Source organism: Actinomadura meyerae (genome assembly GCF_900188445.1).
Taxonomy (GTDB): domain Bacteria; phylum Actinomycetota; class Actinomycetes; order Streptosporangiales; family Streptosporangiaceae; genus Spirillospora; species Spirillospora meyerae.
Genome location: NZ_FZOR01000058.1, coordinates 1 through 24,918 on the forward strand (window position 1 = coordinate 1; position 24,918 = coordinate 24,918).

A 24,918-nucleotide genomic window follows, 5' to 3' on the forward strand; every position below is an offset into this window, starting at 1 on the left:
GTGGGTGTAAGGCCCCCGGTAGACGACCGGGTTGATAGGCCGGAGATGGAAGCGCGGTAACGTGTGGAGTCGACCGGTACTAATAGGCCGAGTGGCTTGAACACACTGAACGTTCAAAGCGAGTCGCTGTTGTGGGTTTGTTCGCGTCCCTGTGTGGTTCTCAGGAAACAATCCGGGAACCGCAGTGCATAATATAATACCGAGCTGAGTCGCTCGGACGTTGATTTGCCCGCCCGTGAGGGTGGTGCGTTGAGCGTTCGGTGGTTTTGGCGAAGGGGAAACACCCGGTCCCATTCCGAACCCGGAAGTTAAGCCCTTCAGCGCCGATGGTACTGCATGGGAGACTGTGTGGGAGAGTAGGACGCCGCCGGACTTGAATTGGTCGAGGGTCGCCCCGATTTCACGGGGCGGCCCTCGACGCATGTGGGGCTCCGGCCAAAGTAGGCTGCACGTATCCACGAACACCATCAAGAACAGTGACGGACGTGATGAGCGCGGAAGAGGACGGCCGCGGCGACGACAGCCGCGAACGGCGGGGCGACAACGGGCGGCGGGGCACCCCGCCCCGCCGCGGGGCCGGGCCCCGCGGCGGCCAGGGCGGGCCTGGAGACCGCAAGGGCGGCGGCCCCCGTGGTGGAGCGCCTCGCGCCGGCGGTCCGCAGGGCGGACGCGGCCGTCCCGCGGGCGGCGGGTGGAAGGACCGGGACGCGCGCGGCAAGCGCGATGACCGCAAGCCCGGCCGTCCGTTCAAGCGCTCTGACGACCGGCGTCCGGAATCGCGCGAGGGACGCCGGGAGGACCGCCGGGAAGGGCGGTTCGACGGGCCCCGCGGCGACCGTTCCGAGGGCCGCTCCGAGCGGCCGCGCGGCCAGGGCAAGCCGGGCGAGCGCCGTTTCGGTGGTCCGCGCGGCGGCGGCCAGGGCAGGCCGGGTGAGCGCAAGGAAGGCCGCTTCGGCGGGCCACGCGGGCCCAGGCAGGGTCAGGGCGGCGGGCCCCGTCAGCAGCAGGGCGGCGGCCCGAGGCAGGGTCAGGGCGGCGGGCCGCGACGCGAAGGGCGTCCGGCGGGTGCGCAGGGTGAGCGGCGGTTCGAAGGACGTCCTCCCGAGCGCAGGTTCAAGGACCGCGACGACCGGCCGGGGCGCGACGAGCGCCGTCCGTCGGGGCGCCGGTTCGAGGGCAAGCGCGAAGGGCGTCCGGGCGACCGCGACCGGGGCGGGGCGCCGTTCAAGGGGCGCGGCCCCAGGCGTCCGCAGGAAGGCGGGCGCTCCTACGGGCCGCCGCGCGACCGGCAGGACCGGCGGCCGCGGGCGGAGGAGCGCGAGCGTCCCGCGCCGGCGCACGACGATCCGCTGCTGCCGGACGACGTCACCGGCGAGGAGCTGGACGCCGACGCGCGCGTCGAGCTGCGCACGCTGCCGAAGGAGCTGGCGGCCAAGGTCGCGCGCCATCTCGTGATGGCGGGGCGGCTGGCCGAGGAGGAGCCGGAGCAGTCCTACCGGCACGCGAAGGCGGCGCGGCGGCTCGCGTCCCGGGTCGGGATCGTCCGGGAGGCGGCCGGGATCGCGGCCTACCACGCGGGCGAATGGGCGGAGGCGCTCGCCGAGCTGCGCGCCGCCCGCCGGCTCGGCGCCGGGGACGACTCCTACCTGCCGGTGATGGTCGACTGCGAGCGGGGCCTCGGGCGACCCGAACGGGCCCTCGACCTGATCAAGTCGCCGGAGGCCGGGAAGCTCGACCAGATGGGACGCGTCGAGCTCCGCATCGTGGAGTCGGGCGTCCGCCGCGACATGGGGCAGTACGACGCGGCCGTCGTCATCCTGCAGATCCCGGAGCTGCGCGACCGGCGGCTCCGGCCGTGGTCGATGCGGCTGTTCTACGCCTACGCGGACGCGCTCGTCGAGGCGGGCCGCGCGGACGAGGCCGCCGACTGGTTCGCGCGGGCCGCCGCCGCGGACCGGGACGGGGAGACCGACGCCGCCGAGCGCTACGCCGAGATCGAAGGGCTCCACATCCTCGACACCGAAGAGACCGAGGAGACCGAAGACGCCGAGGAGACCGAGGACGCCGAGGGCGCGGCGGACTCCGAAGCCGCCGCGGAGGCGGGGGACGACGGCGGTTCCGGTGCGGAGCCCGAGCCGGCGGCCGCGACCGACATCGCGTTCCAGCCGCCCGAGCCCGAGGTGATCGAGGCGCAGGAAGGGGACGCCCCGCAGGCTCCGGCGGTGTTCCTGGAGCCCGGGGCGCCGGGTGAGGACGGGCCGCGGGAGTCCGGCGAGTCCGAGGAGGAGCCGCCCGCGGGACCGTGACCACCGGTACTTGACTGGCGGGTAGGTTTCCCGGATATTCACGGGACCGCGCCGTTCGGGGGCCGCCGGACACGTCCGGCGGAGATCGACTCCTTGAGGAGAGTCATGTCCCTGGACCGACGCATGTTCCTGCGCGCCTCCGCCGTCGCCGGCGGCACGACCGCGTTCTCCGGCGCCCTGTGGCAGCGCGCCTTCGCCGCCGCGGGGCCCGCGCAGCCCGGCCCGAGCCCGTACGGGCCGCCGGGGGCCGCGGACGGCAACGGCGTGCAGTTGCCGGAGGGCTTCACGAGCCGTGTCGTGGCGCGGTCGATGCGGCGCGTCGAGGGGACGCGCCACACCTGGCATCCCGCGCCCGACGGCGGCGCGTGCTTCGCCGACGGCGACGGCTGGATCTACGTCAGCAACTCGGAGGTCCCGCTCGTCGGCGGCGTCTCCGCCATCCGGTTCGACGCGACGGGGAAGGTGACGTCGGCGTACCGGATCCTCAACGGCACCACGCTGAACTGCTCCGGCGGCGCGACCCCGTGGAACACGTGGCTGTCCTGCGAGGAGCACGACTTCGGCCTGGTGTACGAGACGGACCCGCGCGGGCAGAGGTCCGCGGTGGCGCGCCCGGCGATGGGCAGGTTCAAGCACGAGGCCGCCGCGTCCGACCCCGAGCGCGAGGTCGTCTACCTGACCGAGGACCAGGGGGACGGCTGCTTCTACCGGTTCCGCCCGGACACGTGGGGCGACCTGTCGTCCGGGACGCTCGAAGTGCTGGTCGGCTCCGGGACGGGTCCCGTCCAGTGGGCGAAGGTGCCGAGCCCGCAGCTGTGGCTGACGCCGATCCGCGACCAGGTGGCGGGCGCCATGCGCTTCGACGGCGGCGAGGGGTGCTATTACACGCACGGCGTCTGCTACTTCACCACCAAGGGCGACAACCGGGTGTGGGCCTACGACGCCGCCGCCGAGAGCCTGGACATCGCCTACGACGACGACCTCGTCACCGGCGGGGAGGCGCCGCTGCACGGCGTCGACGCCGTGACCGCGACCGCGTCCGGTGAGCTGTACGTCGCGGAAGACGGCGACAACATGGAGATCAACCTCATCACCAGGGACGGGATCGTGACGCCGTTCCTGCGGGTCGTCGGCCATGACGAGTCGGAGATCACCGGGTGCGCGTTCAGCCCGGACGGGTCGCGGCTCTACTTCTCGTCCCAGCGCGGGAAGGACGGTTTCATCGCCGGGACGGACGGCTACACGTTCGAGGTCACCGGCCCGTTCCGCCGCTGAGCGCTCACGCGTGCCGGTCGAGGGCGTGCATGATGCCGGCGACGTTGCTCTCCGCGCTGTTGAGCACTTCGTACTTGGCGACCAGTTCGGGGTCGGTGTCCTCGCTCATGACGGCGTAGCGGTGCCTGGTCCGGTCGACGACCATGGCGACGGCGTGGTCGAGGTCGAGGTCCTGGTCCTTGGCGTCCTGGACGGCGTCCACCCAGACGCGCAGTTCCTCCGCCGACCGCTCCAGCGTGTCCTCGACCTCGTCGACGGGCCCGTAGTGCGCGAACAGCAGCCGCTGCGGGCCCAGTGACCGGAACCTGCCGAGGGAGGCGAGGGCGGTGTCGAGGTCGAAGTCCGGCGGCGGTGTCGCGGGCTTCACGTCCGCCGTCTCCGGGATGTAGATGCCGGCGGCGTCGCCCACGTACAGGTCGCCGGTCCGGGAGTCCATCAGGCCGACGTGGTGCTTGGCGTGGCCGGGGGAGTAGTGCGACTCCAGCAGCCGCCCGCCGCCGAGGTCGATGCTGCCGGTGTCCTCGACGGCCCTGATCCGGGCGGCGTCCGTGGGCTTCAGCTCGCCGAACAGGGTGTCGAGGCTGTCCCCGTACACCATGCGGGCGCTGCGCATGAGCCGCGACGGGTCGGCCAGGTGCCGCGCGCCCTTCTCGTGGACGACGATCTCCGCCCGCGGGTACATCTCCGCGATGTCGCCGACGCCGCCCGCGTGGTCGAGGTGGATGTGCGTCACGACCACGGACGCCAGGTCGTCGGCGCCCACGCCCAGCTGCCGCAGCGCCGCCCGCACCACGGGCGCCGAACCCGACGTGCCCGGCTCCACCAGGCACGGCCGGTCGGAGAGGATCAGGTACGCGGCGGTGATGCCGCTGTAGCCGGCCATCCGGGTGTCGATCTCGTAGACGTCCCCGCCGAGGGGTGTGATCGTGGTCGCGGTGTCCATTCCACGATCATGGCCTCTCGGAGGCGTCCGGGTCGAGGAGCCGCAGGACGAGACCGGTGCGGGGCTTCGGCCCGAACGAGGTCGACTTGCGGGGGACGCGCTCCCCGCCGCCCGCCACGGCGAGGACGTCCTCGACCTTCAGGGGGTTCAGGACGACCGCCGTGCCGCCCGCGCGGCGGGCGCGGGCGATGGCGGCGGACGGGTCGTCGTGCACCACCTCGATGGCGTTCTCGTTCTCCGGGACGTTCCACACGGCGTCCATGAGGACGTGGTCGAGGACGGCGGTGTCGAGCCTGCGCCAGCGCGGTGAGTGCTCGGACGGCATGGAGCGGGCGAGCACGTCCTCGTCGGGGTCGGTGAGCAGGTGGAGGGTGCCGCCCCCGCCGAGGAGGAACGCGGGGCCGTCCGCGCCGGCGAGGGCCCGCACGGCGGGCCCCTCGTCCCCGTAGCCGGTGACGCGGAACACCTTGCGCGCCTTCTCGACCGCCTCGTCCGGGCGGAGGCCGGGCAGGACGCGGTGGATCGCGCCCAGATGCGGCGGGTAGCGCGTCGAGTCGACCAGGAGCGCCAGGCCCGCGTCCCAGGGCCCAGGTCCGTCGCCGGCGGCGTGGCGGCGGGCCTGCAGCGCGCGGTAGGTGGCGTAGCGGTGGTGGCCGTCGGCGATGAGGGCCCGCTTGTCGCGGAGGTCGCGGGCGATGCGCGCGTGCGCGGCGGGGTCGGTGATGCTCCACAGCCGGTGCGTCAGCCCGTCGTCGGCGCCGAACTCCAGCAGCGGGGCATGCGAGGCGGCCTCGTCGACGATCCGGGCCGCGTCGCCGCCGCCCTCGTACACCAGGAAGATCGGCTCCAGGTTGGCGTTCGCGGCCGTCATCAGCGCGAGCCGGTCGCGGACCGGCCCCGGGAAGACGTTCTCGTGCGGCAGGACGACGCCGTCGGCCTCGGCGCGCAGCCCCAGCGCGCCGATGAGGCCGCGCTGCAGGACCGTCCCGCCGCGGGCCGCCTCGTAGACGTAGAGGGCGGGCTCGGGGTCGGCGGCGAGCGCGCCCTCGGCGAGCCAGCGGCGGAGCCGCTCGCCCGCCGCCGCGTAGCTCTCCCCGGCGGCGCGCGGCAGGTTGAGCCGGACGATGTTGTGCCCGCCGCCCGCCAGCAGCCGCAGCGCCGCGGCCTCGTCGATCAGGTCGTAGGGCGGCATGGTCACCGCGGCCGGATCGCCCGCCACGGCGGGGACGAACCGGACGCCGCGGAACGGGGACAGCTCCAGGCCGGCGCCCGTGCGCGGCCCCGCCGTCCCGAAGATCCGGGCGCTGAACTCCTCCGGCGCGAGGCCGGAGGAGAGGTCGTCGTCCACGCTGGGCATGGTATTCAGCTGAGGGCGCGCGGCGTCCCTGCGGGTACGGTCGTAATGATCCGAGGGGAGGTCCATATGAGTGGTCAAGGGCCCGGACGGCCGGAGGATTCCCCAGGCGGGCACCCGGGCGCGGACCGGGGCGCGGAAGCGGGCGGCGACCCGGGCGAGCATGCGGCCTCGCCGGGCGGCGGGGTCTACGAGTGGTACACGCGGGGCCTGGAACTGCTGCGGGCGGGCAGCGCCGCCGCGGCGCTGCAGCTGCTGACCAGGGCGGCCGAGGCCGAGCCGGGGTCGCACAGCATCCGGGAGGCGCTCGGCCGCGCCCAGTTCGGCGCCCGCCAGTTCGACGCGGCCGCCGAGAGCTTCCGCGGGATCGTCGAGGCGGAGCCCGCCGAGGACTACGCCCGGTTCGGGCTCGGGCTGGCGCTGAGCCGTCTCGGCGATTTCGCGGGCGCCGTCGAGCAGCTGGCGCTCGCCGCCGCCATGCGCCCCGACAACCCCGACTACGCCAGGGCGCTGCGGCAGGCCAGGGCCACCCTCGACGCCCGGCGCTGACCCGTCCATTACCCGCCGGTAACGACTCCCGTACGATCGCACCCATGAGGAGCGCGATGAAAGGCAGCGACCGTCCCCTGAGCGAGGCCTACGACGTCGCCCTGCTCGACCTCGACGGGGTGGTCTACGTCGGCCGCAGGCCCGTCCCGGCGGCGGCGGACTCGCTCGCCAAGGCGCGCGCGGCCGGGCAGCGGCTGGCGTTCGTGACCAACAACGCCTCCCGGACCCCGTCCGCCGTGGCGGCGCTGCTCACCGAGGTCGGCGTCCCGGCCGAGCCCTCCGACGTCGTGACCTCCGCGCAGGCCGCGGCGCGGCTGCTCGCCGAGCGGCTGCCCGCCGGGTCGGAGGTGCTGGTCGTCGGCGGCATGGGCCTGCGCCAAGCCCTGTACGCGCAGGGGCTGCGGCCCGTGTCGACGGCGGCGGGACGCCCGGCCGCCGTCGTGCAGGGCTACCACCCGGACCTCTCCTACGGGACGCTCGCCGAGGGAGCGCGGGCCGTCAGCATGGGCGCCCTGTTCGTCGGCTCCAACGGCGACCTGACCATCCCCGGCGGCGACGGCCCCCCGCAGCCCGGCAACGGGGCCCTGCTGCGCGTGATCACGGCGGCGACCGGCGTCGAGCCCGTCGTGTCCGGCAAGCCCGAGCGCCCGCTGCATCAGGAGTCGGTCCTGCGCACCGGGGCGCGGCGCCCGCTCGTGGTCGGCGACCGCCTCGACACCGACATCGAGGGCGCGTGGAACGGCGGCGCCGACAGCCTCCTGGTCTTCACCGGCGTCACCCACCCCCTGCAGGCCCTCACCGCGCCGCCGCACCGGCGCCCCAGCTACCTCGCCCCCGACCTGACGGGGCTGCTCGTCCCGCACCCGGAGCCCGTCCGGGAGGACGGGGCGCACCGCTGCGGTGGCTGGACCGCCCGGCGCGACGGCGACGCCTTCACCGTCACCGGCTCCGGCGACCCCTGGGACGGCCTGCGCGCCCTCGCGTCCGCCGCCTGGGAGGACGACGCGCCGCCGCCCCCCGAGGCCCTCACCGGCGCCCTCGACGCCCTCCGGCTCTAGACCGGCCCCGAGACCGGCCGCGGGGAACCGGCTCTAGAGGAGCCTCCGCAGCCGCAGCAGGTCGAGGAAGCTCGCCTCGATCTTGACGCGGCCGGCCGCCCACGCCTTCGCCGGATGCAGTTCCTCGCCGGCCATGGCGACGAGGTCGTCGCTGCCGACGGTGAGGCGCACCTGCGCCGACTCCGGGTCGCCGTCGGCCTCGAACGGGTCGAGGCCGCCCGCGTGGAGCCGGGTGCGGTAGGCCAGCCCGAGGTCGGTGATGCGGCAGCTGATCGTCCGCTCCACGACGTGCTCGGCGAGCCGGTCGCCGTCCACCTCCGCCAGCCGCGCCGCGATGCGCGCCAGCGCCGCGCGGCAGTCGTCCTCGTTCGCCATGGTCAGGCCGTTCCCCCCTCGTCCGGCAACGATGTCGCTCAGGGACGGTAGCGTTCGGAATGAGCCGGAGGCGACTCGTGGCGGGCGCTCCGGGACCGTTTGGGAGGTAAAAGTGATGTCCGACGAGGCCGCGGAGGCCGCGCAGGCGCCCGACCCGGCGCCCGAGCCGGAGCCGGAGTTCCCGGCGGCGCCGCCGCCCGACCCGACCGGCGACCCGCGCGTCGACGCCGCCGTCGCGCCCCTCGGCGGGCTGGGCGCCCTGCCCGTCGCCGAGCACGTGCGGGTCTTCGAGGACGTCCACCGGCGGCTGCAGGACCTGCTCGCGTCCGCCGACCAGGACGAGCCGGCCCCCGCCGCGCCGCCGCGCCCCGCCTTCCCCGACGCCCTGCGCCCCCGCCCGTGAGCGCCAGACGCAGGCTGGACGCCGAGCTCGTCCGCCGCAAGCTGGCCCGGTCGCGCGAGCACGCCGGGCAGCTGATCGCCGACGGCCGGGTCCGGGTCGGCGGGCAGCGCGCCGCCAAGGCCGCGACGCAGGTCGAGGCGGGCGCGGCGATCCTCGTCGAGGACGCCCCCGGCGGGCCCGAGTACGTCTCGCGCGGCGGGCACAAGCTCGCGGGCGCGCTCGAGGCGTTCCCCGGCCTGCGGGTCGCGGGCCGCACCTGCCTCGACGCGGGCGCCTCCACCGGCGGGTTCACCGACGTCCTGCTGCGCGCGGGCGCCGCCCATGTCTACGCGGTCGACGTCGGGTACGGCCAGATCGCCTGGTCGCTGCGCACCGACCCGCGGGTCACCGTCATGGAGCGGGTCAATATCCGCGACCTGGAACCGGGCTCGCTCGGCGACCCGCCGCCCGAGCTGGTCGTCGGCGACCTGTCGTTCATCTCGCTGAAGCTCGTCCTCGGGCCGGTGCGCGCGTGCGTCGCCCCCGGCGCCGACTACGCGGTCATGGTGAAGCCGCAGTTCGAGGTCGGCAAGGACCGGGTCGGCGCGGGCGGCGTCGTCCGCGAGCCGGAGCTGCGCGCCGAGGCCGTGCGGGGCGTCGCCGAGCACGCCGTGACGCTCGGCCTGGGCGTCCTCGGCGTGGCGGCCAGCCCCCTGCCCGGCCCGTCGGGCAACGTCGAGTATTTCCTGTGGCTGCGGGCCGGGGCCCCGCCGCTGGACGAGGCCGCCCTCGCCAAGGCGATCGAGGAGGGGCCCCAGTGAGCGGCGCGCTCCCGAACGTGGACGGTCCCCGGAACGTACAGAGGACGTCCGGGGAGGGAACCCCCGTGGGAGGGGAGTTCGTCCAGACGTCTGCAGGCCGGAGCGCACCGGGGAGTGGGGCGAGAGCATGAGCGAGAGGTCGGTGCTGGTGGTGGCGCACACCGGGCGGCCGGAGGCCGTCCGCAGCGCGCAGCTGGTCATCGAGCGGCTCGGCCAGGCGGGGATCGGCGTCCGCGTCCTGGACGGCGAGGCCGACCAGATCGGCTGCGCGGGCGTGCGGGTCATGCCGAGCACCGCGGCCGCCGCCGACGACGCCGAGGTCGTCATGGTCCTCGGCGGCGACGGCACGCTGCTGCGCGCCGCCGACCTGACCCGCGCGTCCGGCACGCCGCTGCTCGGCGTCAACCTCGGGCACGTCGGGTTCCTCGCCGAGGCCGAGCGCGACGACCTCGCCGCCACCGTCGACCGGGTCTGCGACCGCCGCTACGAGGTCGAGGAGCGGATGACCATCGACGTCACCGCCCGCCGCAACGGCACGGTCATCGGCGCGACGTGGGCGCTGAACGAGGCGAGCATCGAGAAGGCCGAGCGGGAGCGGATGCTGGAGGTCGTCCTCGAGATCGACGGCCGCCCCCTGTCGAACTGGGGCTGCGACGGAGTGGTGTGCGCCACCCCGACCGGCTCCACCGCCTACGCCTTCTCCGCCGGCGGCCCGGTGGTGTGGCCGGAGGTCGAGGCGATGCTCGTCGTGCCGATCAGCGCGCACTCGCTGTTCTCCCGCCCGCTGGTGGTGTCGCCGCGCTCGTCGGTGGCCGTCGAGGTGCTGCCCGGCACGCCCCGCGCGGTGCTGTGGTGCGACGGGCGCCGCACCCTCGACCTGCCGCCGGGCGCGCGGGTGGAGGTCCGCCGCGGCGCGGTGCCGGTGCGGCTCGCGCGGCTGCACCTCACCCCGTTCACCGACCGGCTGGTCACGAAGTTCGGGCTGCCCGTGACGGGCTGGCGCGGGCGCGTCAGGCAGCCGTCCCGGCCGTCCCCGCCGCTGGCGGACTCGCAGGTCGCGGACGGATCCGGGCCCGCCCGCCCCGACCCGCCGCCGGAGCCCGGCGGCGCCCCGGAGGGCGGCTCCGGCGAATCGCCCGGGGGAGCGGCGGGCGGGCAGAGAGGATAATCTCCACAGGCGCCGATCGGGGATTCGTTTGCGGAGGGTTGTGACGCCGGTGCGTCCGATGGTCGATGAGGTGCGGATCCAGGGCCTCGGAGTGATCGACGAGGCCGTGCTCGATCTGTCGCCGGGCTTCAACGTGGTGACCGGGGAGACCGGGGCGGGCAAGACCATGGTGGTCACCAGCCTCGGGCTGCTGTTCGGCGGCCGCGCCGACCCGCAGCGGGTCCGGCCGGGCGCGGGCCGCGCCACGGTCGAGGGGCGGCTCGTCGTCGACCCGGGCGGCCGGGTGGTCGAGCGGGTCGAGGAGGCCGGCGGCGAGCTGGACGACGGCGCGCTGATCGTCACCCGGTCGGTGTCGGCGGAGGGCCGCTCCCGCGCGTTCCTCGGCGGCCGGTCCGTCCCGGTGAGCGTGCTGATCAACCTGGCCGACGACCTGGTCGCCGTGCACGGCCAGTCCGACCAGCAGCGGCTGCTGCAGGCCGGGCGGCAGCGCGCCGCGCTCGACCGGTACGCGGGCGGCGCGCTGACCAAGCCGATGCGCGCCTACACCAAGGCGTACCAGCGGCACCGGCAGGTCACCGCGCTGCTGGAGGAGCTGACGACCCGGGCGCGCGAGCGGGCCCAGGAGGCCGACATGCTCCGCTTCGGCCTGGAGGAGATCGAGAAGGTCGACCCCAAGGACGGCGAGGACGCCGACCTCGCCGCCGAGGAGGAGCGCCTCGGGCACGCCGACGCGCTGCGCGGCGCCGCCGACACCGCGCACGAGGCGCTGCTCGGCGACCCGGCCGCCGCGTTCGAGGCCGCGAACGTGACGAGCCTGCTCGGCCAGGCCCGCAACGCGCTGGACGCCGTCCGCGACCACGACCCCGAGCTCGCGGCGCTCGCCGACCGGCTCGCCGAGGCCGGCTACCTCGTCTCCGACGTCGGCACCGACCTCGCGTCCTACGCCGAGTCCGTGGACGCCGACCCGGCGCGGCTCGCGGCCGTCCAGGAGCGGCGGGCCGAGCTGACCGCGCTGATCCGCAAGTACGGCGGGCCGGACGGCACGGCCGCCGGGGTCCTGGAGTGGGCCCGCACGGCCGCGGCGCGGCTCGCCGAGCTCGAGGGCGACGACGACCGCATCGAGGAGCTGCGCGCCGAGCACGCCGAGCTGACCGAGCGGCTCGCCGCCGAGGCGGGCGAGCTGACCGCCGTCCGCGCCCGCGCCGCCGAGCGGTTCTCCGGCGCCGTCACCGAGGAGCTCACCGCCCTGGCGATGCCGCACGCCCGCGTCACCGTCACCGTCAGCCCCACCGGGGAGTACGGCCCGCACGGCGTCGACGAGGTCGAGGTGCGGCTCGCGCCGCATCCGGGCTCGCCGCCGCTGCCGCTGCACAAGGGCGCCTCCGGCGGCGAGCTGTCCCGGGTGATGCTGGCGATCGAGGTCGTGTTCGCGGGCGCCGACCCCGTCCCGACGTTCGTGTTCGACGAGGTCGACGCCGGCGTCGGCGGCAAGGCCGCGGTGGAGATCGGGCGCCGGCTGGCCCGGCTCGCCCGGAACGCGCAGGTGATCGTCGTCACGCACCTGCCGCAGGTCGCCGCGTTCGCCGACCAGCACCTGGTGGTGGAGAAGTCCGACGACGGCACCGTGACCAGCAGCGGCGTCACCGCGCTCGACCGGGAGGGCCGCGTCCGGGAGCTGTCGCGGATGCTCGCCGGCCTGGAGGACTCCGAGCTCGGCCGCGCCCACGCCGAGGAGCTGCTCGCCATGGCCGCCGAAGACCGGTGACCTCACCGTCCTCCTCCCGGCGGGCTCTGCCCCGGCCGCCCTCCGCCGGGGCTCCCGCGCGGCGGGACGGCCCGGCAAACGCTACAGAGCGTGCTCGATCGGACACGCCTGGACGGTCGCGGCTGCCAGCGTCCCCCGCGGCGCTCTGGCAGGATGGTCGGTGATGAACGACCCGTCACCCACCGCCGAGCCCGGCGCCGAGCGCGGCGCCCGGCCCGCCCTGAAGCTGCCCCGGCGCGTGCTCACGCTCGGCCGCGGCCGCGACGACGGCCGGTCCGGGGTCACCGCCACCGCCCGGCTCGACCGCCGCACGAAGGATTTGACCAAGCGGCTGCAGCCCGGCGACGTCGCGGTGATCGACCATGTCGACCTCGACCGCGTCAGCGCCGAGGCGCTGGTGTCGTGCGAGGTCGGCGCCGTGGTGAACGTCGCGCCGAGCATCTCCGGGCGCTACCCCAACCTCGGCCCGCAGATCCTGGTCGACGCGGGCATCCCGCTGGTGGACGACGTCGGGCCGGAGATCTTCACCAAGCTGAACGAGGGCGACCAGGTCCGCGTCGAGGGGCCCGCCGTGCACCGCGGCGAGGACGTCGTGGCCAAGGGCACCGAGCAGACGGCCGAGACCGTCGAGGCGGCCCTGACCGAGGCCAAGGCGGGGCTCGCGGCACAGCTGGAGGCGTTCGTCGCCAACACGATGGAGTACGTCAAGCGCGAGCGCGACCTGCTCATCGACGGCGTCGGCGTCCCCGACGTCAGCACCAGGATCGCCGGCCGGCACGCGCTGATCGTCGTCCGCGGCTACCACTACCGCGAGGACATCGCGACCCTGCGGCCCTACATCCGCGAGTACCGGCCGGTGCTGATCGGGGTGGACGGCGGCGCCGACGCGCTGCTGGAGGCCGGCTACCGCCCCGACATGATCGTCGGGGACATGGACTCGGTGTCCGACGACGCGCTCACCTGCGGCGCCGAGATCGTCGTGCACGCCTACCGGGACGGCCGCGCGCCCGGGCTGAAGCGGGTGCACGAGCTCGGGCAGGAGGCCGTGGTCTTCCCGGCCACCGCCACCAGCGAGGACATCGCGATGCTGCTCGCCGACGACAAGGGCGCCACCCTGATCGTCGCCGTCGGCACGCACGCCAACATGGTGGAGTTCCTCGACAAGGGCCGCGCGGGCATGGCCAGCACCTTCCTCACCCGGCTCCGGGTGGGCAGCAAGCTCGTCGACGCCAAGGGCGTCAGCAGGCTCTACCGCAGCCGCATCTCCACCTGGTCGCTGCTGTTCCTCGTCCTCGGCGCGTTCATCGCCATCGTCACCGCCGTCGCCATGTCCCCGGCGGGGGACGTCATCAGTCCCCTGATCGCCGACCGCTGGCACGCCTTCGTCTTCTGGCTGACCGGACTCTTCACGTGATCGATTTCCGCTACCACCTCGTCTCCATCGTCGCGATCTTCCTCGCGCTGGCGCTCGGCATCGTGCTGGGCTCCACCACCCTGTCGGACTCGGTGAGCGACACCCTGCGCCAGCAGGCCAACTCGGCGGCCAAGACCGCCCAGCAGGCCCGGCTGGCCCAGCGGGAGCTGCAGCACCAGGTCAACGGGCAGGAGCAGTTCGCGAACGTGCTGTCGTCGCAGATCGTCCAGAACCGGCTGAAGGACCAGTCGGTCGTGCTGATCGAGACGCCGGGCGCCGGCAACGACGGCATCGAGCGGGTCAGCGAGCTGGCCAAGAACGCGGGCGCCGCCGTCACCGGCCGCGTCACGATCCAGAAGAAGCTCCTGGACGCCGACCAGCAGACCACCGTCGACGAGCTGGCCACCCAGCTGAAGGCCGACGACGTGGCGTTCCCCCGCGACGCGAGCGCCTACGACAAGGCGGGCGCGGTGCTGGCCAATGCCCTCGTCACCAAGGACCCCGCCAAGTCCGGCCGCGAGGACGCGGTCGGCGGCGCCGTCCTCAACGGCTTCAAGGAGGCCGGGTACGTCACCACCAGCGGCAAGCCCGGCCAGCACGCCACCCTCGCGGTCGTCGTCGCGCCCGCGGCCCCGTACAACTACGACGGCGGCGACGCCGCCACCAAGGGACTGATCTCGCTGGCGACCGCCCTCGACGCCGCCGGGCGCGGTACCGTCGTCGGTGGCCCGCCGACCTCCGCGCAGGAGGGCGGGCTGATCGCGGCGCTGCGCGACTCCGACGCCGGCGACTCGGTCTCCACCGTGGACGCGGTGGACACCGCGTCCGGGCAGGTCGTGACGATCCTGGCGCTGCAGAAGGAGATCGGCGGCAAGTCCGGGCAGTACGGGACGGGCGCCGGCGTGAGCGGCTACCTGCCCTCGCCCGCGCCCACGGCGGGGAAGAACGGGTGACCTGATGAGCAGAGGCATCGCGAGGGGCGCGCGGCTCGCGGCGGGCCTGGCCCTCGGCGCGGTGGCGGCGCGCGCCGCCCACGCCGCGCTGACCGGCCGGCCGCCCGGCCTGAACGGGCTGCCGGGCGAGGAGGTCTGGGGCCGCACCAACCACCGCGGCGAGCCGGTGACGCTGCTGGAGGGGCCCGCGTTCGTCGCGGGCGCCGCCGCGGCCGGGCTGCTCGCCCCCGGCACCCCCGGCCGGATGCGCGCCGCCGCGCTGCTCGCCGGCACCGGGTCCGGCGTCCTCGGCGGCTACGACGACCTCGCCGGGTCGGGCGCCTCCCGCGGCTTCAAGGGCCACCTCACCGCGCTCGCCCGCGGCGAGGTCACCAGCGGCGCGGTGAAGATCCTCGGCATCGGCGCGACCGGGCTGGCCGCCGCCGCGGTCGCCGGATCGCCCGCCCCGTCCCGCACCGGCCGCGCGTTCGACACGCTGGTCAACGGCGCCGTGATCGCCGGCGCCGCGAACCTGATGAACCTGTTCGACCTGCGCCCCGGCCGGGCGATCAAGGTCGGCCTGCTCGCCGGCGGCCCGCTGGCGCTGACCCGGTCCGGCTCCGCCGTCGTCGCGGCGCCGCTCGGCGCCGCCGCCGCGCTGCTGCCCGAGGACCTCGGTGAGCGCGCGATGCTCGGCGACACCGGCGCGAACGCGCTCGGCGCCCTGCTCGGCCTCGGCGCGACCCGGCTCGGGCGCGGGCCGCGGCTCGCGGTGCTGGCCGGGCTGCTCGGGCTGAACGCCGCGAGCGAGTTCGTCAGCTTCACCAGGGTCATCGCGGGCAACCCGGTGCTGAACCGCATCGACATGCTCGGCCGCCGCCCGGCGGCGCCGGCCCCGGCCCCCGCCCCGGCGGCGGAGGCCGGCGCGCCCGACGCCCACCGGGCGTCCGTCCCGCCGCAGGCGGGTCCCGCGGGCGACGGCGTCGCGGCGGGCCCGGCCTAGGCCCGCCCGCCCGCTCCCCGGAGAACGTCCACGCGCGTGACCCCTCCCGAAACGTCCCCGCCGGCCCGGCGGTCCCCGGGCATGCGCCGGTTCGCCGGCGGCCTCGCCGGCGCGGCCGTCGTCATCGCCGTCATCACGGTGCTGGCGCGGCTCGCCGGGTTCGGCCGCACCTACGCCTTCTCCCAGACGGTCACGACGTCCTGCCTCAGCCAGGCGTACTTCACCTCGACGCAGTTCCCCAGCATCGTCTACGAGATCGTCGCGGGCGGCGCGCTCGCCAGCATGGTCGTGCCGGTGCTCGCCGGGCCCGCCGAGCGCGGCGACCGCGAGCAGGTCCGCCGGATCGGCTCGGCGCTGCTCACCTGGATCGTCGTGCTGATGGTGCCGCTGTCGGCGCTGATGGCGCTCGGCGCCCGCCCGATCATGCGGGCGCTGGTCGGCGACGACCTGCAGGGCTGCTCGCCGGACCAGATCGTCGACGCCGGCTCCACCATGCTCGCGATCATGTCGGCGCAGATGGTGATGTACGGGCTCGCGGTCGTCCTGTACGGGCTGCTGCAGTCGCACCGCCGGTTCGTCGCGCCCGCGCTGGCGCCGCTGATGTCGAGCCTGGTGGTGATCGGCGCGTACCTCGCCTACGCGCCGCTCGGCCGCGGTTTCGAGAACGACCTCGCCGGGCTGCCGACGGAGGCGATGCTGACGCTGTCGGTCGGGACGGCGCTCGGCGGCGTCGCGATGGCGGCGACCGCCGGGGTCGCGGTGTGGCGGCTGAGGCTGCGGCTGCGGCCGACGCTGCGCTTCCCCGAGGGGGTCGCGCCGCGGGTGCGGCGGCTCGCCGCCGCGGGCCTCGCCACGGTCGCGGCGCAGCAGCTGTCGGCGCTGCTGGTGGTGCGGCTCAGCTCCCGGGGGACGAGCGGCGCGCTCGCCAACTACCAGTACGCGTGGGCGATCTACCTGCTGCCCTGGGCGATCCTCGCGGTGCCGATCGCGACCAGCGCGTTCCCGCTGCTGTCGGCCCGGATCAGCGCGGGGGAGCAGGACCGGTTCGACGCGGTGACCGCGTCCACCACCCGCGCGGTGATCCTGGTGTCGTGCGCGGGCGCCGCGGCGCTCGCCGCCGTCGCCGTCCCGATCGCGGCGGTGTTCAACCCCGGCCACCCCGACCAGCAGGAGGTGCTGTCGCGGGCGGTGCTCGCGTTCGCGCCGGGCCTGCTCGGCTACGGCCTCGTCGCGCATCTCGGCCGCGTCCTGTACGCGTGCCACCGGGGGCGGGCCGGGGCCGTGGCGGTCGCGACGGGCTGGGGCGTCGTGATGGTCGCCGACGTCGCGCTGGTGCTGGTGGTCGAGCGGCAGTGGGTCGTCGCGGCCTTCGGCGCCGGCAACGCCCTCGGGATGACCGTCGCCGGTGCGCTGCTGCTGAGCACGCTCGTGCGGGCGCGGGGCGGTGCGGCCGCGCGCGGCCTGCCGCGCGCGCTCTCGGCCGGGGTGCTGGGCGGCGCGGCGGGCGGCGCCGCCGGCTACGCGGTCGCGGCGCTGCTCGGCCCCGGCGGCACCGGCGCCGCGGGGGAGCTGCGCAACGTCGGGACGGGCGCCCTCGCCGCGCTGGTCGCGGGCGCCGTATTCCTCCTGCTCGCATTCCTGATCGACGGCCGCGACCTGCGCGCCGTCCTCACCCGGAAGGTGACACGCCATGGCTGACGGCCGGGACCTGGAGGGCCTGCGCGTCGCGCTCGTCCTCGGCACGAGCGCGGGCGGCGTCGGACGGCACGTCCGGTCGGTGGCGGCGGGCATCGCCGCGCGCGGCGCCCGCGTCCTCGTGTGCGGGCCCGCGCAGACCGAGGAGCAGTTCGGGTTCGGCGCCGCCGGGGCCCGCTTCGCCGAGGTCGACCTCGCCGACCGGCCCCGCCCGGTGCACGACGCGAAGGCGGTGGCGCGGCTGCGGTCGCTGCTGCGCGGCGCCGACGTCGTGCACGCGCACGGGCTGCGGGCGGGCGCCCTCGCGGTGGCGGCCGGGGCGCGGGTCGCGCCGGGCCCGCTGCGCTTCTCCAGGGGCGGCCCGCCGCTGGTGGTCACCCTGCACAACGCGGTGATCGCGGGCGGGCGGACGGCCGCGGTCTACGGGGCGCTGGAGCGCGTCGTCGCGCGCGGCGCCACCCGCGTCCTCGGCGTCTCGCCCGACCTGGAGGAGCGGATGCGCTCGCTCGGCGCCCGGTCGGTGGGGCACGCGATCGTGCCCGCCCCGGCGCCGACGGCGCAGCCGGGCCCGGCCGCCCGCGCCGACCTGCGGGCGGAGCTGGGCGTCGGGGACCGGCCGCTGATCCTCACGGTGGGGCGGCTCGCCGCGCAGAAGGGCCTGCCCACGCTGCTCGATGCCGCCGCGGTCTGGGCGGCCCGCACCCCGCCGCCGCTGGTCGCGATCGCCGGGGACGGCCCCCTGGCCGGCGAGCTGCGCGACCGGATCGAGGCCGAGGACCTGCCCGTCCGGCTGCTCGGCCACCGCTCCGACGTGCCCGCGCTGCTGGCCGCCTGCGACGTGGCGGTGCTGCCGAGCGTGTGGGAGGGGCAGCCGCTGATCGTCCAGGAGATCCTGCGGGCCGGGCGGCCGCTCGTCGCGACCCGGGTGGGCGGCATCCCCGGCATGGTGGGCGCCGAGCCGCGCCCCGCCGGCGGCTCGCTGCTGCAGGGGCCGGAGAGCAGGGCGGCGCTGCTGGTGCCGCCGGGCGACGCGGAGGCGCTGGAGCGCGCGGTGAGCCGGGTGCTGGACGACCCGTCGCTCGCGGCGCGGCTCGGCTCGGCCGCCGCCGAGCGCGCCGCGGCGCTGCCCGGCGAGGAGGACGCCGTCATCCAGCTGGCCGGCGTCTACCGGGAGCTGGCCGCCGCGCGTTAGACGCGCGAACCGGGGACATGGTTCGGAACGGGTCCGGAAAAAGCCCGCCGAAGCGGGAACCGTCCCACCGGGGGCCGCGTTCAAGTAGGCAAGTGGAGGGGAGTATCCCCGCGCGCGGTTCTCGTCAATACGGTCGGCCCATGCCGGCCCGGGTCCGCGGCCCCCGTGCTCTTCTGGGCGGGAGAGACCTCCAGCGCTCGTTCGTGTCCGCTGGAGGTGTTCACGTTGTCCGTGTCCCCGCTGGTGTGGGGCCTCACCATCGCAGGCATCCTCGCCGTCATCGCCGCCGACCTCTTCCTGATCCACCGGAACGACACGCGGGAGTTCACCACCCGCAGGGCCGCGTTCTGGTCCTCGATCTACATCGGCCTCGCCGTGCTCTTCGGCGCCGGGGTCTGGCTCTTCGCCGGGGGCCGGTACGCCGGTGAGTACTTCGGCGGGTTCGTCACCGAGAAGAGCCTCAGCGTCGACAACCTCTTCGTCTTCATGGTGATCCTCGCCCGGTTCGCGGTCCCGAAGCAGGCCCAGCACACCGTGCTGATGGCGGGCATCGTGATCGCGCTCCTGCTGCGCGGCCTGTTCATCGCGGTCGGCGCCGCCGCGATCTCGACCTTCACGTGGGTCTTCTTCCTGTTCGGCGCGTTCCTCATCTGGACCGCGATCGGCCTGGTGCGCGGCGGCGACGAGGAGGAGGTCAAGGAGAACGCGCTGCTGCGGTGGGCCAAGCGCGTCATCCCGACCTCCGAGGAGTACGACGGCGGCCGGTTCACCACCCGGCGGGACGGGCGGCGGCTGCTGACCCCGATGGCCATCGTCATGATCGCGATCGGCTCCACCGACGTGCTGTTCGCGCTGGACTCCATCCCGGCGATCTTCGGGCTGACCACCGAGCCGTACCTGGTGTTCACGGCCAACGCGTTCGCGCTGATGGGCCTGGTCCAGCTGTACTTCCTGCTCGGCGGGCTCACCGACCGGCTCGTCTACCTCGCGCACGGGCTGGCGTTCATCCTCGGCTTCATCGGGGTCAAGCTGATCTTCCACGCGCTGCACGAGTACGGTGTCGCCTGGGCGCCGGAGATCCCGATCTGGGTGTCCCTCGCGGTGATCGCCGGGACGCTCACCGCCACCACCGCGGCGAGCCTCGCGGTCGGCGGCGGCCGGACCGCCGGGTCCGGCGAGACCGCCGGGTCCGGCGGGGACGCGGCGGCGGAGTCCGCCGCGGCGACACGCGAGAGCTGAGACCCGGCTCTCCTCCCACAGATCCGAATCCTGTTCTAGAATCGCGGTCAAAAGGGTCTGAGAGAGGGTTGACGCATGGCCATCGGGCTGACCGAGGAGCACGAGGCGCTCGCCGAATCGGTGCGCGGCTTCGCCGAGCGCAACATCCCGGCCGCGGCCGTCCGGGCCGTGCTGGACGCCGACGAGGAGACCAGGCCGGGCTTCTGGCCCGCCCTGGCCGAGCAGGGCCTGCTGGGCCTGCACCTGGACGAGGAGCACGGCGGGCAGGGCTACGGCCTGCTGGAGCTGTCGGTCGTGCTGGAGGAGCTGGGCCGCGCCGCCGCGCCCGGCCCGTTCCTGCCGACCGTCCTCGCCGGCGCCGTCATCGACGCGTCCAGCAACGCCAAGCTGCGCGCGGAGCTGCTGCCCGCGCTCGCCGGCGGGTCGAAGACCGCCGCGGTCGCGCTGGACGGCGCCCTGACCGGCCGCCGCGAGGACGGCTCCCTGGTCGTGACCGGCACGTCCGGCACGGTGCTCGGCGCCGCGCTCGCCGACGTCGTCGTCCTGCCGGTCGCCGCCGACGAGGGCGAGCAGTGGGTCGCGGTGGACGCCGCCGACCTCACCGTCACCCCGGTCGCGAGCCTGGACCGGGTCCGCCGCGTCGCCGCCGTCGAGGCGTCCGGGGTGGCCGTCGCCGCCGACCGCGTCCTGGACGGCGTCACCGCCGGCCGGGTCACCGACCTCGCCGCCGCGCTGTTCGGCGCGGAGGCCGCCGGCCTCGCCGGATGGCTGGTCGACACCGCCGCCGAGTACGCCAAGGTCCGCGAGCAGTTCGGCCGCCCGATCGGGCAGTTCCAGGGCGTCAAGCACAAGGCCGCCCGCAGCCTGATCGCGCTGGAGCAGGCCCGCGCCGCCGCCTGGGACGCCGCCCGCGCCCTGGACGAGGGCACCGGGGAGGCCGGGTTCGCCGCCGCCGTCTCCGCCGTGATCGCGCTGGACGCCGGCGTGCAGACCGCCCGCGACGCCATCCAGATCCTCGGCGGCATCGGGTTCACCTGGGAGCACGACGCGCACGTCTACCTGCGCCGCGCCCTCACCCTGCGGGCGCTGCTCGGCCCGTCCACGCGGTGGGCCGCCAAGGTCGCCGAGCTCGCGCTCGCGGGCGGCCGCCGCGAGGTCGTGCTGGAGCTCGACGAGGACGCGCAGCCGCTGCGCGAGCGGATCCGCGCCGAGATCGCCGAGCTGGCCGCGATCGAGGACAAGGACGCGCTCGCCGCGAAGATGGGCGACGAGGGCTGGACCGTCCCGCACTTCCCGAAGCCGTGGGGCCGCGAGGCCGGGCCGGTCGAGCAGATCCTCATCCAGCAGGAGCTGAAGGCCGCCAAGGTCAAGGCCCCGAACCTCGGGATCGGCGCGTGGCTGGTGCCGTCCCTCGTCCGGTACGGGTCGGACGAGCAGAAGGAGCGCTTCCTGCGGCCGACGCTGCAGGGCAGGATCGTCTGGTGCCAGCTGTTCTCCGAGCCCGGCGCGGGCTCCGACCTCGCGTCGCTGTCGATGAAGGCCGAGCGGGTCGAGGGCGGCTGGAAGCTCACCGGGCAGAAGATCTGGACGTCGCTCGCCCAGCACGCCCAGTGGGGCTTCTGCATCGCCCGCACCGACTTCGACGCGCCCAAGCACGACGGGATCACCTACTTCCTCGTCGACATGAAGTCCCCGGGCGTCGACGTCCGGCCGCTGCGCGAGCTGACCGGTGAGGCGCTGTTCAACGAGGTGTTCCTGGACGGCGTGTTCGTCCCCGACGAGCAGGTCGTCGGCGAGGTGAACAAGGGCTGGCAGGTCGCGCGGAACACGCTGTCCAACGAGCGGGTGTCGCTGTCGACCGGCGGCGGGCTCGGCATGGGCGTGCCCGAGCTGCTGCGGTTCTTCGCGAACCGGACGCCGGACGCCGTCGGCGCCGCCGAGGTGGGCAGGCTCGTCGCGCAGGGCCAGTCGATCGACCTGCTCGGCCTGCGCACCACGCTCAAGCAGCTGAACGGCGTGGAGCCGGGCGCGGAGGCCAGCGTCCGCAAGCTCCTCGGCGTCCAGTTCAACCAGGACGTCGCCGACTACTGCTGGGCGGCGCAGGGCACGGCCGCCGCGACCGAGGTCCCGATGACCGAGAGCGGCATCGTGGCGCGCGCCATGCTGTTCAGCCGCGCGATGACCATCTACGGCGGGACGACCGAGGTGCAGCTCAACATCATCGGCGAGCGCATCCTCGGCCTGCCCCGCGACGCCGAGCCCGGCAAGTAGCGCCGCTACCGGCGCGGACGGAAGGTGTAGGTGACGTTCACCAGGACGACGCCGGCGAGGGCGACGAACAGGCCCGCCAGCCCGGCGTTGACGACGCCGAGCGCGCCGAGCGGGATGGCGGCGAGCAGCGACAGCACGGCCATGGCCAGGCTGTGATCGTGCTCGCCGCCGCGCGCGGGCGCGGGACGCGGCCGGGGCCGCGGCGCGGCCCCGGCCCGGGCGTCGAGGGTCTCCTCGATGCGGTCGACGACCGTCTCCAGGAACGCCTCGTCGTACTCGGGCCCGAGCTCGCGCCGGGCCGCCATCGCCGCGGTGAGGTCCTCGCGCGGCAGTCGTGGGGACGTCATGTCCCGGTTATAGGCGGCCGGGCGCGCCGGACGCGTCACCCGGCAGGACGAACCGGCCGGTACCCCCCAGGTAGCAACCGCACTACACTGCCGCTTCCGCCCCCGACCATCCGGAGGTCCGCGTGACCCGCCAGGGCGTTCTCGCCGTATGCGCCGCCACTGCCGCCGCCGCGCTCGCGCTCGGCGGATGCGGGAGCGGGACGGAGCCCGCGGCGGACGACGGCCCCTCCGAGGCGGCCACCGCGCTGGCGGCGCTGCCGGCGGTGAAGCGGTCCGACGTCCGCCCGCTCGTCGGCCGCTGGGTCGGCACGGCCAAGGACTACTTCCAGTTCAAGGTGGACGGAAGCGGCGTCTGGGTGCGCGACGGGCAGACGATGTGGAGCGGCGTGGTCATCCCCGAGGGCGACGGCAAGTTCCGGTTCTCATGGCAGGGCGGCGATCCGCAGGTCGCGTCCTACTGGGGCCTCGAGCTGGAGGACCGGACGACGTTCGTCTTCTCAGCGACCAACCAGAAGTACAAGGCCGTCGCGAAGAAGGGCAAGGAATGACCGACGCGATGTTCTCCTCGCCCGCCGACGTCGAGGCGCGGCTGGCCGAGGCCGGCTACCTCGCGGACGAGGCGATCGCCACCACCGTCTACCTCGCGCAGGCGCTCGGCAAGCCGCTGCTCGTCGAGGGCCCGGCCGGGGTCGGCAAGACCGAGCTGGCGAAGGTCGTCGCGGCCTCGACCGGCGCGGAGCTGATCCGGCTCCAGTGCTACGAGGGGCTGGACGAGGCCCGCGCGCTGTACGAGTTCAACTACAAGAAGCAGCTCCTCGCGATCCAGGCGGCGCCCGCCGACCGGGCCTGGCAGGAGACCCACGACGACATCTTCTCCGAGGAGTTCCTGCTGGAGCGGCCGCTGCTGGCCGCGATCCGGCGCACCGGCCCGACCGTGCTGCTGATCGACGAGGCGGACAAGGCCGACGTCGAGGTGGAGGGCATGCTGCTGGAGGTCCTGTCGGACTTCCAGGTGACGATCCCCGAGCTCGGCACGGTCGGCGCCGTGCGGCGCCCGTTCGTGCTCATCACCTCCAACGCGGCGCGGGAGCTGTCGGAGGCGCTCAAGCGCCGCTGCCTCTACCTGCACCTGGACTACCCGTCGGCCGAGCGGGAGCGCGACATCGTGCTCGCGCAGGTGCCGGGGATCGAGGTGGAGCTGGCCGAGCAGCTCGTCCGCACGGTGGGGACGCTGCGCGACCTGGAGATCAAGAAGGCGCCGTCCATCGCCGAGACCGTCGACTGGGCCCGCACGCTGCTCGCCCTCGGCCTGGACGAGCTGGACGAGGCCGCCGTCGCGCGGACCCTCGGCGTCGTCCTCAAGCACGTCGCCGACCAGCGGCGCGCCGCGAAGGAACTCGGGCTGCGGGGCTGACATGGCATCGCTGGTCGACCGGCACACCGGGTTCGTCGCGGAGCTGCGCCGGGCCGGGCTGCCGGTGTCGGTCGCCGAGGGCCTGGACGCGGTCCGCGCCATGCAGGCGATCGACCTGCTCGACCGGGAGTCGCTGCGCGCCGCCTACGCCGCGACGGTCGTCAAGCGGCCGCAGCACCGCGCGACCTTCGACACCCTCTTCGACCTGTGGTTCCCGGCGGCCGTCGGGGACGGCGCGGCGGCCTCCCCGGAACGCCCGGAGCGGACACTGGCCGGCGACGGGCGGCCCGTCCCGCCCGCGCTCGACCCGCTGGTGCAGGAGCGGCGGGACGAGCTGGCGGAGCTGCTGCTCACCGGCGACGACGCGGGCCTGCGGCAGTTCGCCCGGACGGCCGTCGCCGAGTACGGGCGGACACCGGGCCAGGAGTCGTGGTTCTCCTCCGGCGTGCTGAACGCGCTGTCGCCGGACACGCTGATGGCGCGGCTGCTCAACGCCGTCCTCGGCGGGCAGGAGCGCGGCGGGATGGCCGAGCGGGTCGCCCGCCGGACGTTCCGCGACCGCATCGCCCGGTTCCGGGACCTCGTCGGCGCCGAGGTGCGCCGCCGCATCGCCGAGGACACCGGCGTCGAGCGGACCGCCCGGATCACCGTCCGGCCGCCGCTGGAGCGGCTCGACTTCGCCGGCGCGAGCCGCGCCGAGATGGAGGCGCTGCGCCGCGAGGTGCACCCGCTGGCCCGCCGGCTGGCGGCCCGGCTGGTGCAGCGGCAGCGGCACGGCCGGCGCGGGCGGCTGGACTTCCGCCGGACGGTCCGCGCGTCCCTGGCCAGCGGGGGAGTGCCGCTCACCACCCACCACCGGCCGCCGCGCCCGCACCGGCCCGAGCTGGTGGTGCTGTGCGACGCCAGCGACTCGGTGTCGGCGTTCGCGCACTTCACGCTGCTGCTGACGTTCGCGCTGCGGGAGCAGTTCAGCAGGGTCCGGGCGTTCGCGTTCATCGACACCACCGACGAGATCACCAAGTACTTCGCGCCGGGCAGCGACGTCGTGGACGCGATGGCCCGCCTCGCCGCCGAGGCGGACCTCGTCTGGATCACCGGCCGGTCCAACTACGGCCACGCCATCAAGGTGTTCGACGAGAAGTACGGCGACGCCGTCACGTCCAAGACGGCGCTGCTCATCCTCGGCGACGCCCGCTCCAACTACGGGGAGCTGTCGCTGCCGGTGCTGGAGTCGCTGGTGGACCGGGCCCGGCACGCGTACTGGCTCAACCCCGAGCCGCGCGGCCGGTGGGACACCGGCGACTCCGCCGCGTCCCGCTACGGCGAGCTGGTGCCGATGTTCGAGTGCCGCAACCTGACGCAGCTCGCCGCGTTCATTGAGGAGCTGGCTTGAGTGGATGGGTGGGGGCACCCAT

Annotated in this window: 21 protein-coding genes, 2 rRNA genes and 1 pseudogene; 20 read left to right on the forward strand and 4 right to left on the reverse strand. The window is 75.1% G+C overall.

Annotated elements, in window-relative coordinates:
- The 4 genes from CHF16_RS35990 to CHF16_RS36005 form a co-directional block, all read left to right on the forward strand.
- Window positions 1–104: ribosomal RNA gene (locus CHF16_RS35990) — 23S ribosomal RNA — on the forward strand; the annotation flags it as partial.
- A 152-nt stretch (window positions 105–256) separates the two neighbouring features.
- A 5S ribosomal RNA gene (gene rrf, locus CHF16_RS35995) occupies window positions 257–373 on the forward strand.
- Between the two features lie 103 nt (window positions 374–476).
- Entirely contained in the window at window positions 477–2,306 is a 1,830-nt protein-coding gene (locus CHF16_RS41695; RefSeq protein WP_245869753.1) for a hypothetical protein, read from the forward strand.
- A 105-nt stretch (window positions 2,307–2,411) separates the two neighbouring features.
- A complete protein-coding gene (locus CHF16_RS36005; protein WP_218826997.1) occupies window positions 2,412–3,581 on the forward strand; it encodes an alkaline phosphatase PhoX in 1,170 nt (389 codons plus the stop codon).
- Between the two features lie 4 nt (window positions 3,582–3,585).
- On the opposite strand, the gene CHF16_RS36010 is transcribed toward CHF16_RS36005, so the two are convergent.
- On the reverse strand, window positions 3,586–4,524 hold the full coding sequence (locus CHF16_RS36010; RefSeq protein WP_089330665.1) for an MBL fold metallo-hydrolase: 939 nt from the start codon (window positions 4,522–4,524) through the stop codon (window positions 3,586–3,588).
- Window positions 4,525–4,531: 7 nt separating this feature from the next.
- On the reverse strand, window positions 4,532–5,881 hold the full coding sequence (locus CHF16_RS36015; RefSeq protein WP_089330666.1) for a DUF1015 family protein: 1,350 nt from the start codon (window positions 5,879–5,881) through the stop codon (window positions 4,532–4,534).
- A gap of 66 nt (window positions 5,882–5,947) precedes the next feature.
- Between CHF16_RS36015 and CHF16_RS36020 the strand changes: the two genes are divergently transcribed.
- Together CHF16_RS36020 and CHF16_RS36025 are read left to right on the forward strand one after the other, a co-directional pair.
- Window positions 5,948–6,427 (forward strand): tetratricopeptide repeat protein, encoded by a 480-nt coding sequence (locus CHF16_RS36020; RefSeq protein ID WP_089330667.1) that lies wholly within the window; start codon window positions 5,948–5,950, stop codon window positions 6,425–6,427.
- Window positions 6,428–6,483: 56 nt separating this feature from the next.
- A complete protein-coding gene (locus tag CHF16_RS36025; RefSeq protein WP_089330668.1) occupies window positions 6,484–7,485 on the forward strand; it encodes an HAD-IIA family hydrolase in 1,002 nt (333 codons plus the stop codon).
- A gap of 33 nt (window positions 7,486–7,518) precedes the next feature.
- Here the strand turns inward: CHF16_RS36025 and CHF16_RS36030 are convergent, their stop codons facing one another.
- On the reverse strand, window positions 7,519–7,860 hold the full coding sequence (locus CHF16_RS36030; RefSeq protein ID WP_089330669.1) for an SCP2 sterol-binding domain-containing protein: 342 nt from the start codon (window positions 7,858–7,860) through the stop codon (window positions 7,519–7,521).
- 115 nt (window positions 7,861–7,975) lie between these two features.
- On the opposite strand from CHF16_RS36030, the gene CHF16_RS36035 reads away from it, so the two are divergent.
- The 11 genes and pseudogenes from CHF16_RS36035 (at window position 7,976) to CHF16_RS36085 (ending at window position 21,742) form a co-directional block, all read left to right on the forward strand.
- On the forward strand, window positions 7,976–8,263 hold the full coding sequence (locus tag CHF16_RS36035) for a hypothetical protein (protein ID WP_089330670.1): 288 nt from the start codon (window positions 7,976–7,978) through the stop codon (window positions 8,261–8,263).
- A complete protein-coding gene (locus CHF16_RS36040) occupies window positions 8,260–9,063 on the forward strand; it encodes a TlyA family RNA methyltransferase (RefSeq protein WP_089330671.1) in 804 nt (267 codons plus the stop codon). The genes CHF16_RS36035 and CHF16_RS36040 overlap by 4 nt, the downstream gene beginning before the upstream one ends.
- Window positions 9,064–9,190: 127 nt before the next feature.
- Window positions 9,191–10,078: pseudogene (locus tag CHF16_RS36045) on the forward strand (NAD kinase); the annotation flags it as partial.
- A gap of 211 nt (window positions 10,079–10,289) precedes the next feature.
- The gene (recN, locus tag CHF16_RS36050; protein WP_089330673.1) at window positions 10,290–11,996 is read left to right on the forward strand and encodes a DNA repair protein RecN; all 1,707 of its coding nucleotides are present in this window, start codon (window positions 10,290–10,292) and stop codon (window positions 11,994–11,996) included.
- Window positions 11,997–12,159: 163 nt separating this feature from the next.
- On the forward strand, window positions 12,160–13,410 hold the full coding sequence (gene steA / locus CHF16_RS36055) for a putative cytokinetic ring protein SteA (protein ID WP_089330674.1): 1,251 nt from the start codon (window positions 12,160–12,162) through the stop codon (window positions 13,408–13,410).
- On the forward strand, window positions 13,407–14,363 hold the full coding sequence (locus CHF16_RS36060) for a copper transporter (protein WP_089330675.1): 957 nt from the start codon (window positions 13,407–13,409) through the stop codon (window positions 14,361–14,363). The genes steA and CHF16_RS36060 overlap by 4 nt, the downstream gene beginning before the upstream one ends.
- Window positions 14,364–14,367: 4 nt before the next feature.
- A complete protein-coding gene (locus CHF16_RS36065) occupies window positions 14,368–15,345 on the forward strand; it encodes a hypothetical protein (RefSeq protein WP_245869749.1) in 978 nt (325 codons plus the stop codon).
- Window positions 15,346–15,381: 36 nt separating this feature from the next.
- Window positions 15,382–17,043 (forward strand): murein biosynthesis integral membrane protein MurJ, encoded by a 1,662-nt coding sequence (murJ, locus tag CHF16_RS36070; protein ID WP_245869750.1) that lies wholly within the window; start codon window positions 15,382–15,384, stop codon window positions 17,041–17,043.
- Window positions 17,036–18,232 carry a glycosyltransferase family 4 protein gene (locus CHF16_RS36075; RefSeq protein WP_179271869.1) on the forward strand — a complete coding sequence of 399 codons (1,197 nt, stop codon included), beginning with the start codon at window positions 17,036–17,038 and terminating at the stop codon, window positions 18,230–18,232. The genes murJ and CHF16_RS36075 overlap by 8 nt, the downstream gene beginning before the upstream one ends.
- A 225-nt stretch (window positions 18,233–18,457) precedes the next feature.
- Window positions 18,458–19,471: a TerC family protein gene (locus CHF16_RS36080; protein ID WP_089330696.1), complete on the forward strand. Its 1,014-nt coding sequence runs from the start codon at window positions 18,458–18,460 to the stop codon at window positions 19,469–19,471.
- Window positions 19,472–19,546: 75 nt separating this feature from the next.
- Window positions 19,547–21,742 (forward strand): acyl-CoA dehydrogenase family protein, encoded by a 2,196-nt coding sequence (locus CHF16_RS36085; protein WP_089330677.1) that lies wholly within the window; start codon window positions 19,547–19,549, stop codon window positions 21,740–21,742.
- A 5-nt stretch (window positions 21,743–21,747) separates the two neighbouring features.
- Here the strand turns inward: CHF16_RS36085 and CHF16_RS36090 are convergent, their stop codons facing one another.
- Window positions 21,748–22,089: a hypothetical protein gene (locus CHF16_RS36090; protein ID WP_089330678.1), complete on the reverse strand. Its 342-nt coding sequence runs from the start codon at window positions 22,087–22,089 to the stop codon at window positions 21,748–21,750.
- 122 nt (window positions 22,090–22,211) lie between these two features.
- Here CHF16_RS36090 and CHF16_RS36095 point away from each other — a divergent pair, with 122 nt between their 5' ends.
- Genes CHF16_RS36095 through CHF16_RS36105 form a run of 3 tightly spaced genes read left to right on the forward strand, consistent with a single transcriptional unit; the run spans window position 22,212 to window position 24,896 of the window.
- Window positions 22,212–22,637, forward strand: a complete 426-nt coding sequence (locus tag CHF16_RS36095; protein ID WP_089330679.1) for a hypothetical protein — start codon at window positions 22,212–22,214, stop codon at window positions 22,635–22,637.
- Complete coding sequence (locus tag CHF16_RS36100) at window positions 22,634–23,503, forward strand: AAA family ATPase (protein WP_089330680.1); 870 nt, start codon at window positions 22,634–22,636, stop codon at window positions 23,501–23,503. Before CHF16_RS36095 ends, CHF16_RS36100 begins: the two co-directional genes overlap by 4 nt.
- 1 nt (window position 23,504) lies before the next feature.
- Window positions 23,505–24,896, forward strand: coding sequence for a vWA domain-containing protein (locus CHF16_RS36105; protein ID WP_089330681.1), 1,392 nt, complete (start codon window positions 23,505–23,507; stop codon window positions 24,894–24,896).
- The last annotated feature ends 22 nt before the right edge of the window (window positions 24,897–24,918 follow it).

What these genes read in the sequence shown, in the direction of transcription:
- CHF16_RS36005 (WP_218826997.1), top strand. Translation starts at nt 2,412, where the DNA reads ATGTCCCTGGACCGACGCATGTTCCTGCGCGCCTCCGCCGTCGCCGGC.
- CHF16_RS36010 (WP_089330665.1), bottom strand. Translation starts at nt 4,524, where the DNA reads ATGGACACCGCGACCACGATCACACCCCTCGGCGGGGACGTCTACGAG.
- CHF16_RS36015 (WP_089330666.1), bottom strand. Translation starts at nt 5,881, where the DNA reads ATGCCCAGCGTGGACGACGACCTCTCCTCCGGCCTCGCGCCGGAGGAG.
- CHF16_RS36020 (WP_089330667.1), top strand. Translation starts at nt 5,948, where the DNA reads ATGAGTGGTCAAGGGCCCGGACGGCCGGAGGATTCCCCAGGCGGGCAC.
- CHF16_RS36025 (WP_089330668.1), top strand. Translation starts at nt 6,484, where the DNA reads ATGAAAGGCAGCGACCGTCCCCTGAGCGAGGCCTACGACGTCGCCCTG.
- CHF16_RS36030 (WP_089330669.1), bottom strand. Translation starts at nt 7,860, where the DNA reads ATGGCGAACGAGGACGACTGCCGCGCGGCGCTGGCGCGCATCGCGGCG.
- CHF16_RS36035 (WP_089330670.1), top strand. Translation starts at nt 7,976, where the DNA reads ATGTCCGACGAGGCCGCGGAGGCCGCGCAGGCGCCCGACCCGGCGCCC.
- recN (WP_089330673.1), top strand. Translation starts at nt 10,290, where the DNA reads ATGGTCGATGAGGTGCGGATCCAGGGCCTCGGAGTGATCGACGAGGCC.
- steA (WP_089330674.1), top strand. Translation starts at nt 12,160, where the DNA reads ATGAACGACCCGTCACCCACCGCCGAGCCCGGCGCCGAGCGCGGCGCC.
- CHF16_RS36065 (WP_245869749.1), top strand. Translation starts at nt 14,368, where the DNA reads ATGAGCAGAGGCATCGCGAGGGGCGCGCGGCTCGCGGCGGGCCTGGCC.
- CHF16_RS36075 (WP_179271869.1), top strand. Translation starts at nt 17,036, where the DNA reads ATGGCTGACGGCCGGGACCTGGAGGGCCTGCGCGTCGCGCTCGTCCTC.
- CHF16_RS36085 (WP_089330677.1), top strand. Translation starts at nt 19,547, where the DNA reads ATGGCCATCGGGCTGACCGAGGAGCACGAGGCGCTCGCCGAATCGGTG.
- CHF16_RS36090 (WP_089330678.1), bottom strand. Translation starts at nt 22,089, where the DNA reads ATGACGTCCCCACGACTGCCGCGCGAGGACCTCACCGCGGCGATGGCG.
- CHF16_RS36100 (WP_089330680.1), top strand. Translation starts at nt 22,634, where the DNA reads ATGACCGACGCGATGTTCTCCTCGCCCGCCGACGTCGAGGCGCGGCTG.
- CHF16_RS36105 (WP_089330681.1), top strand. Translation starts at nt 23,505, where the DNA reads ATGGCATCGCTGGTCGACCGGCACACCGGGTTCGTCGCGGAGCTGCGC.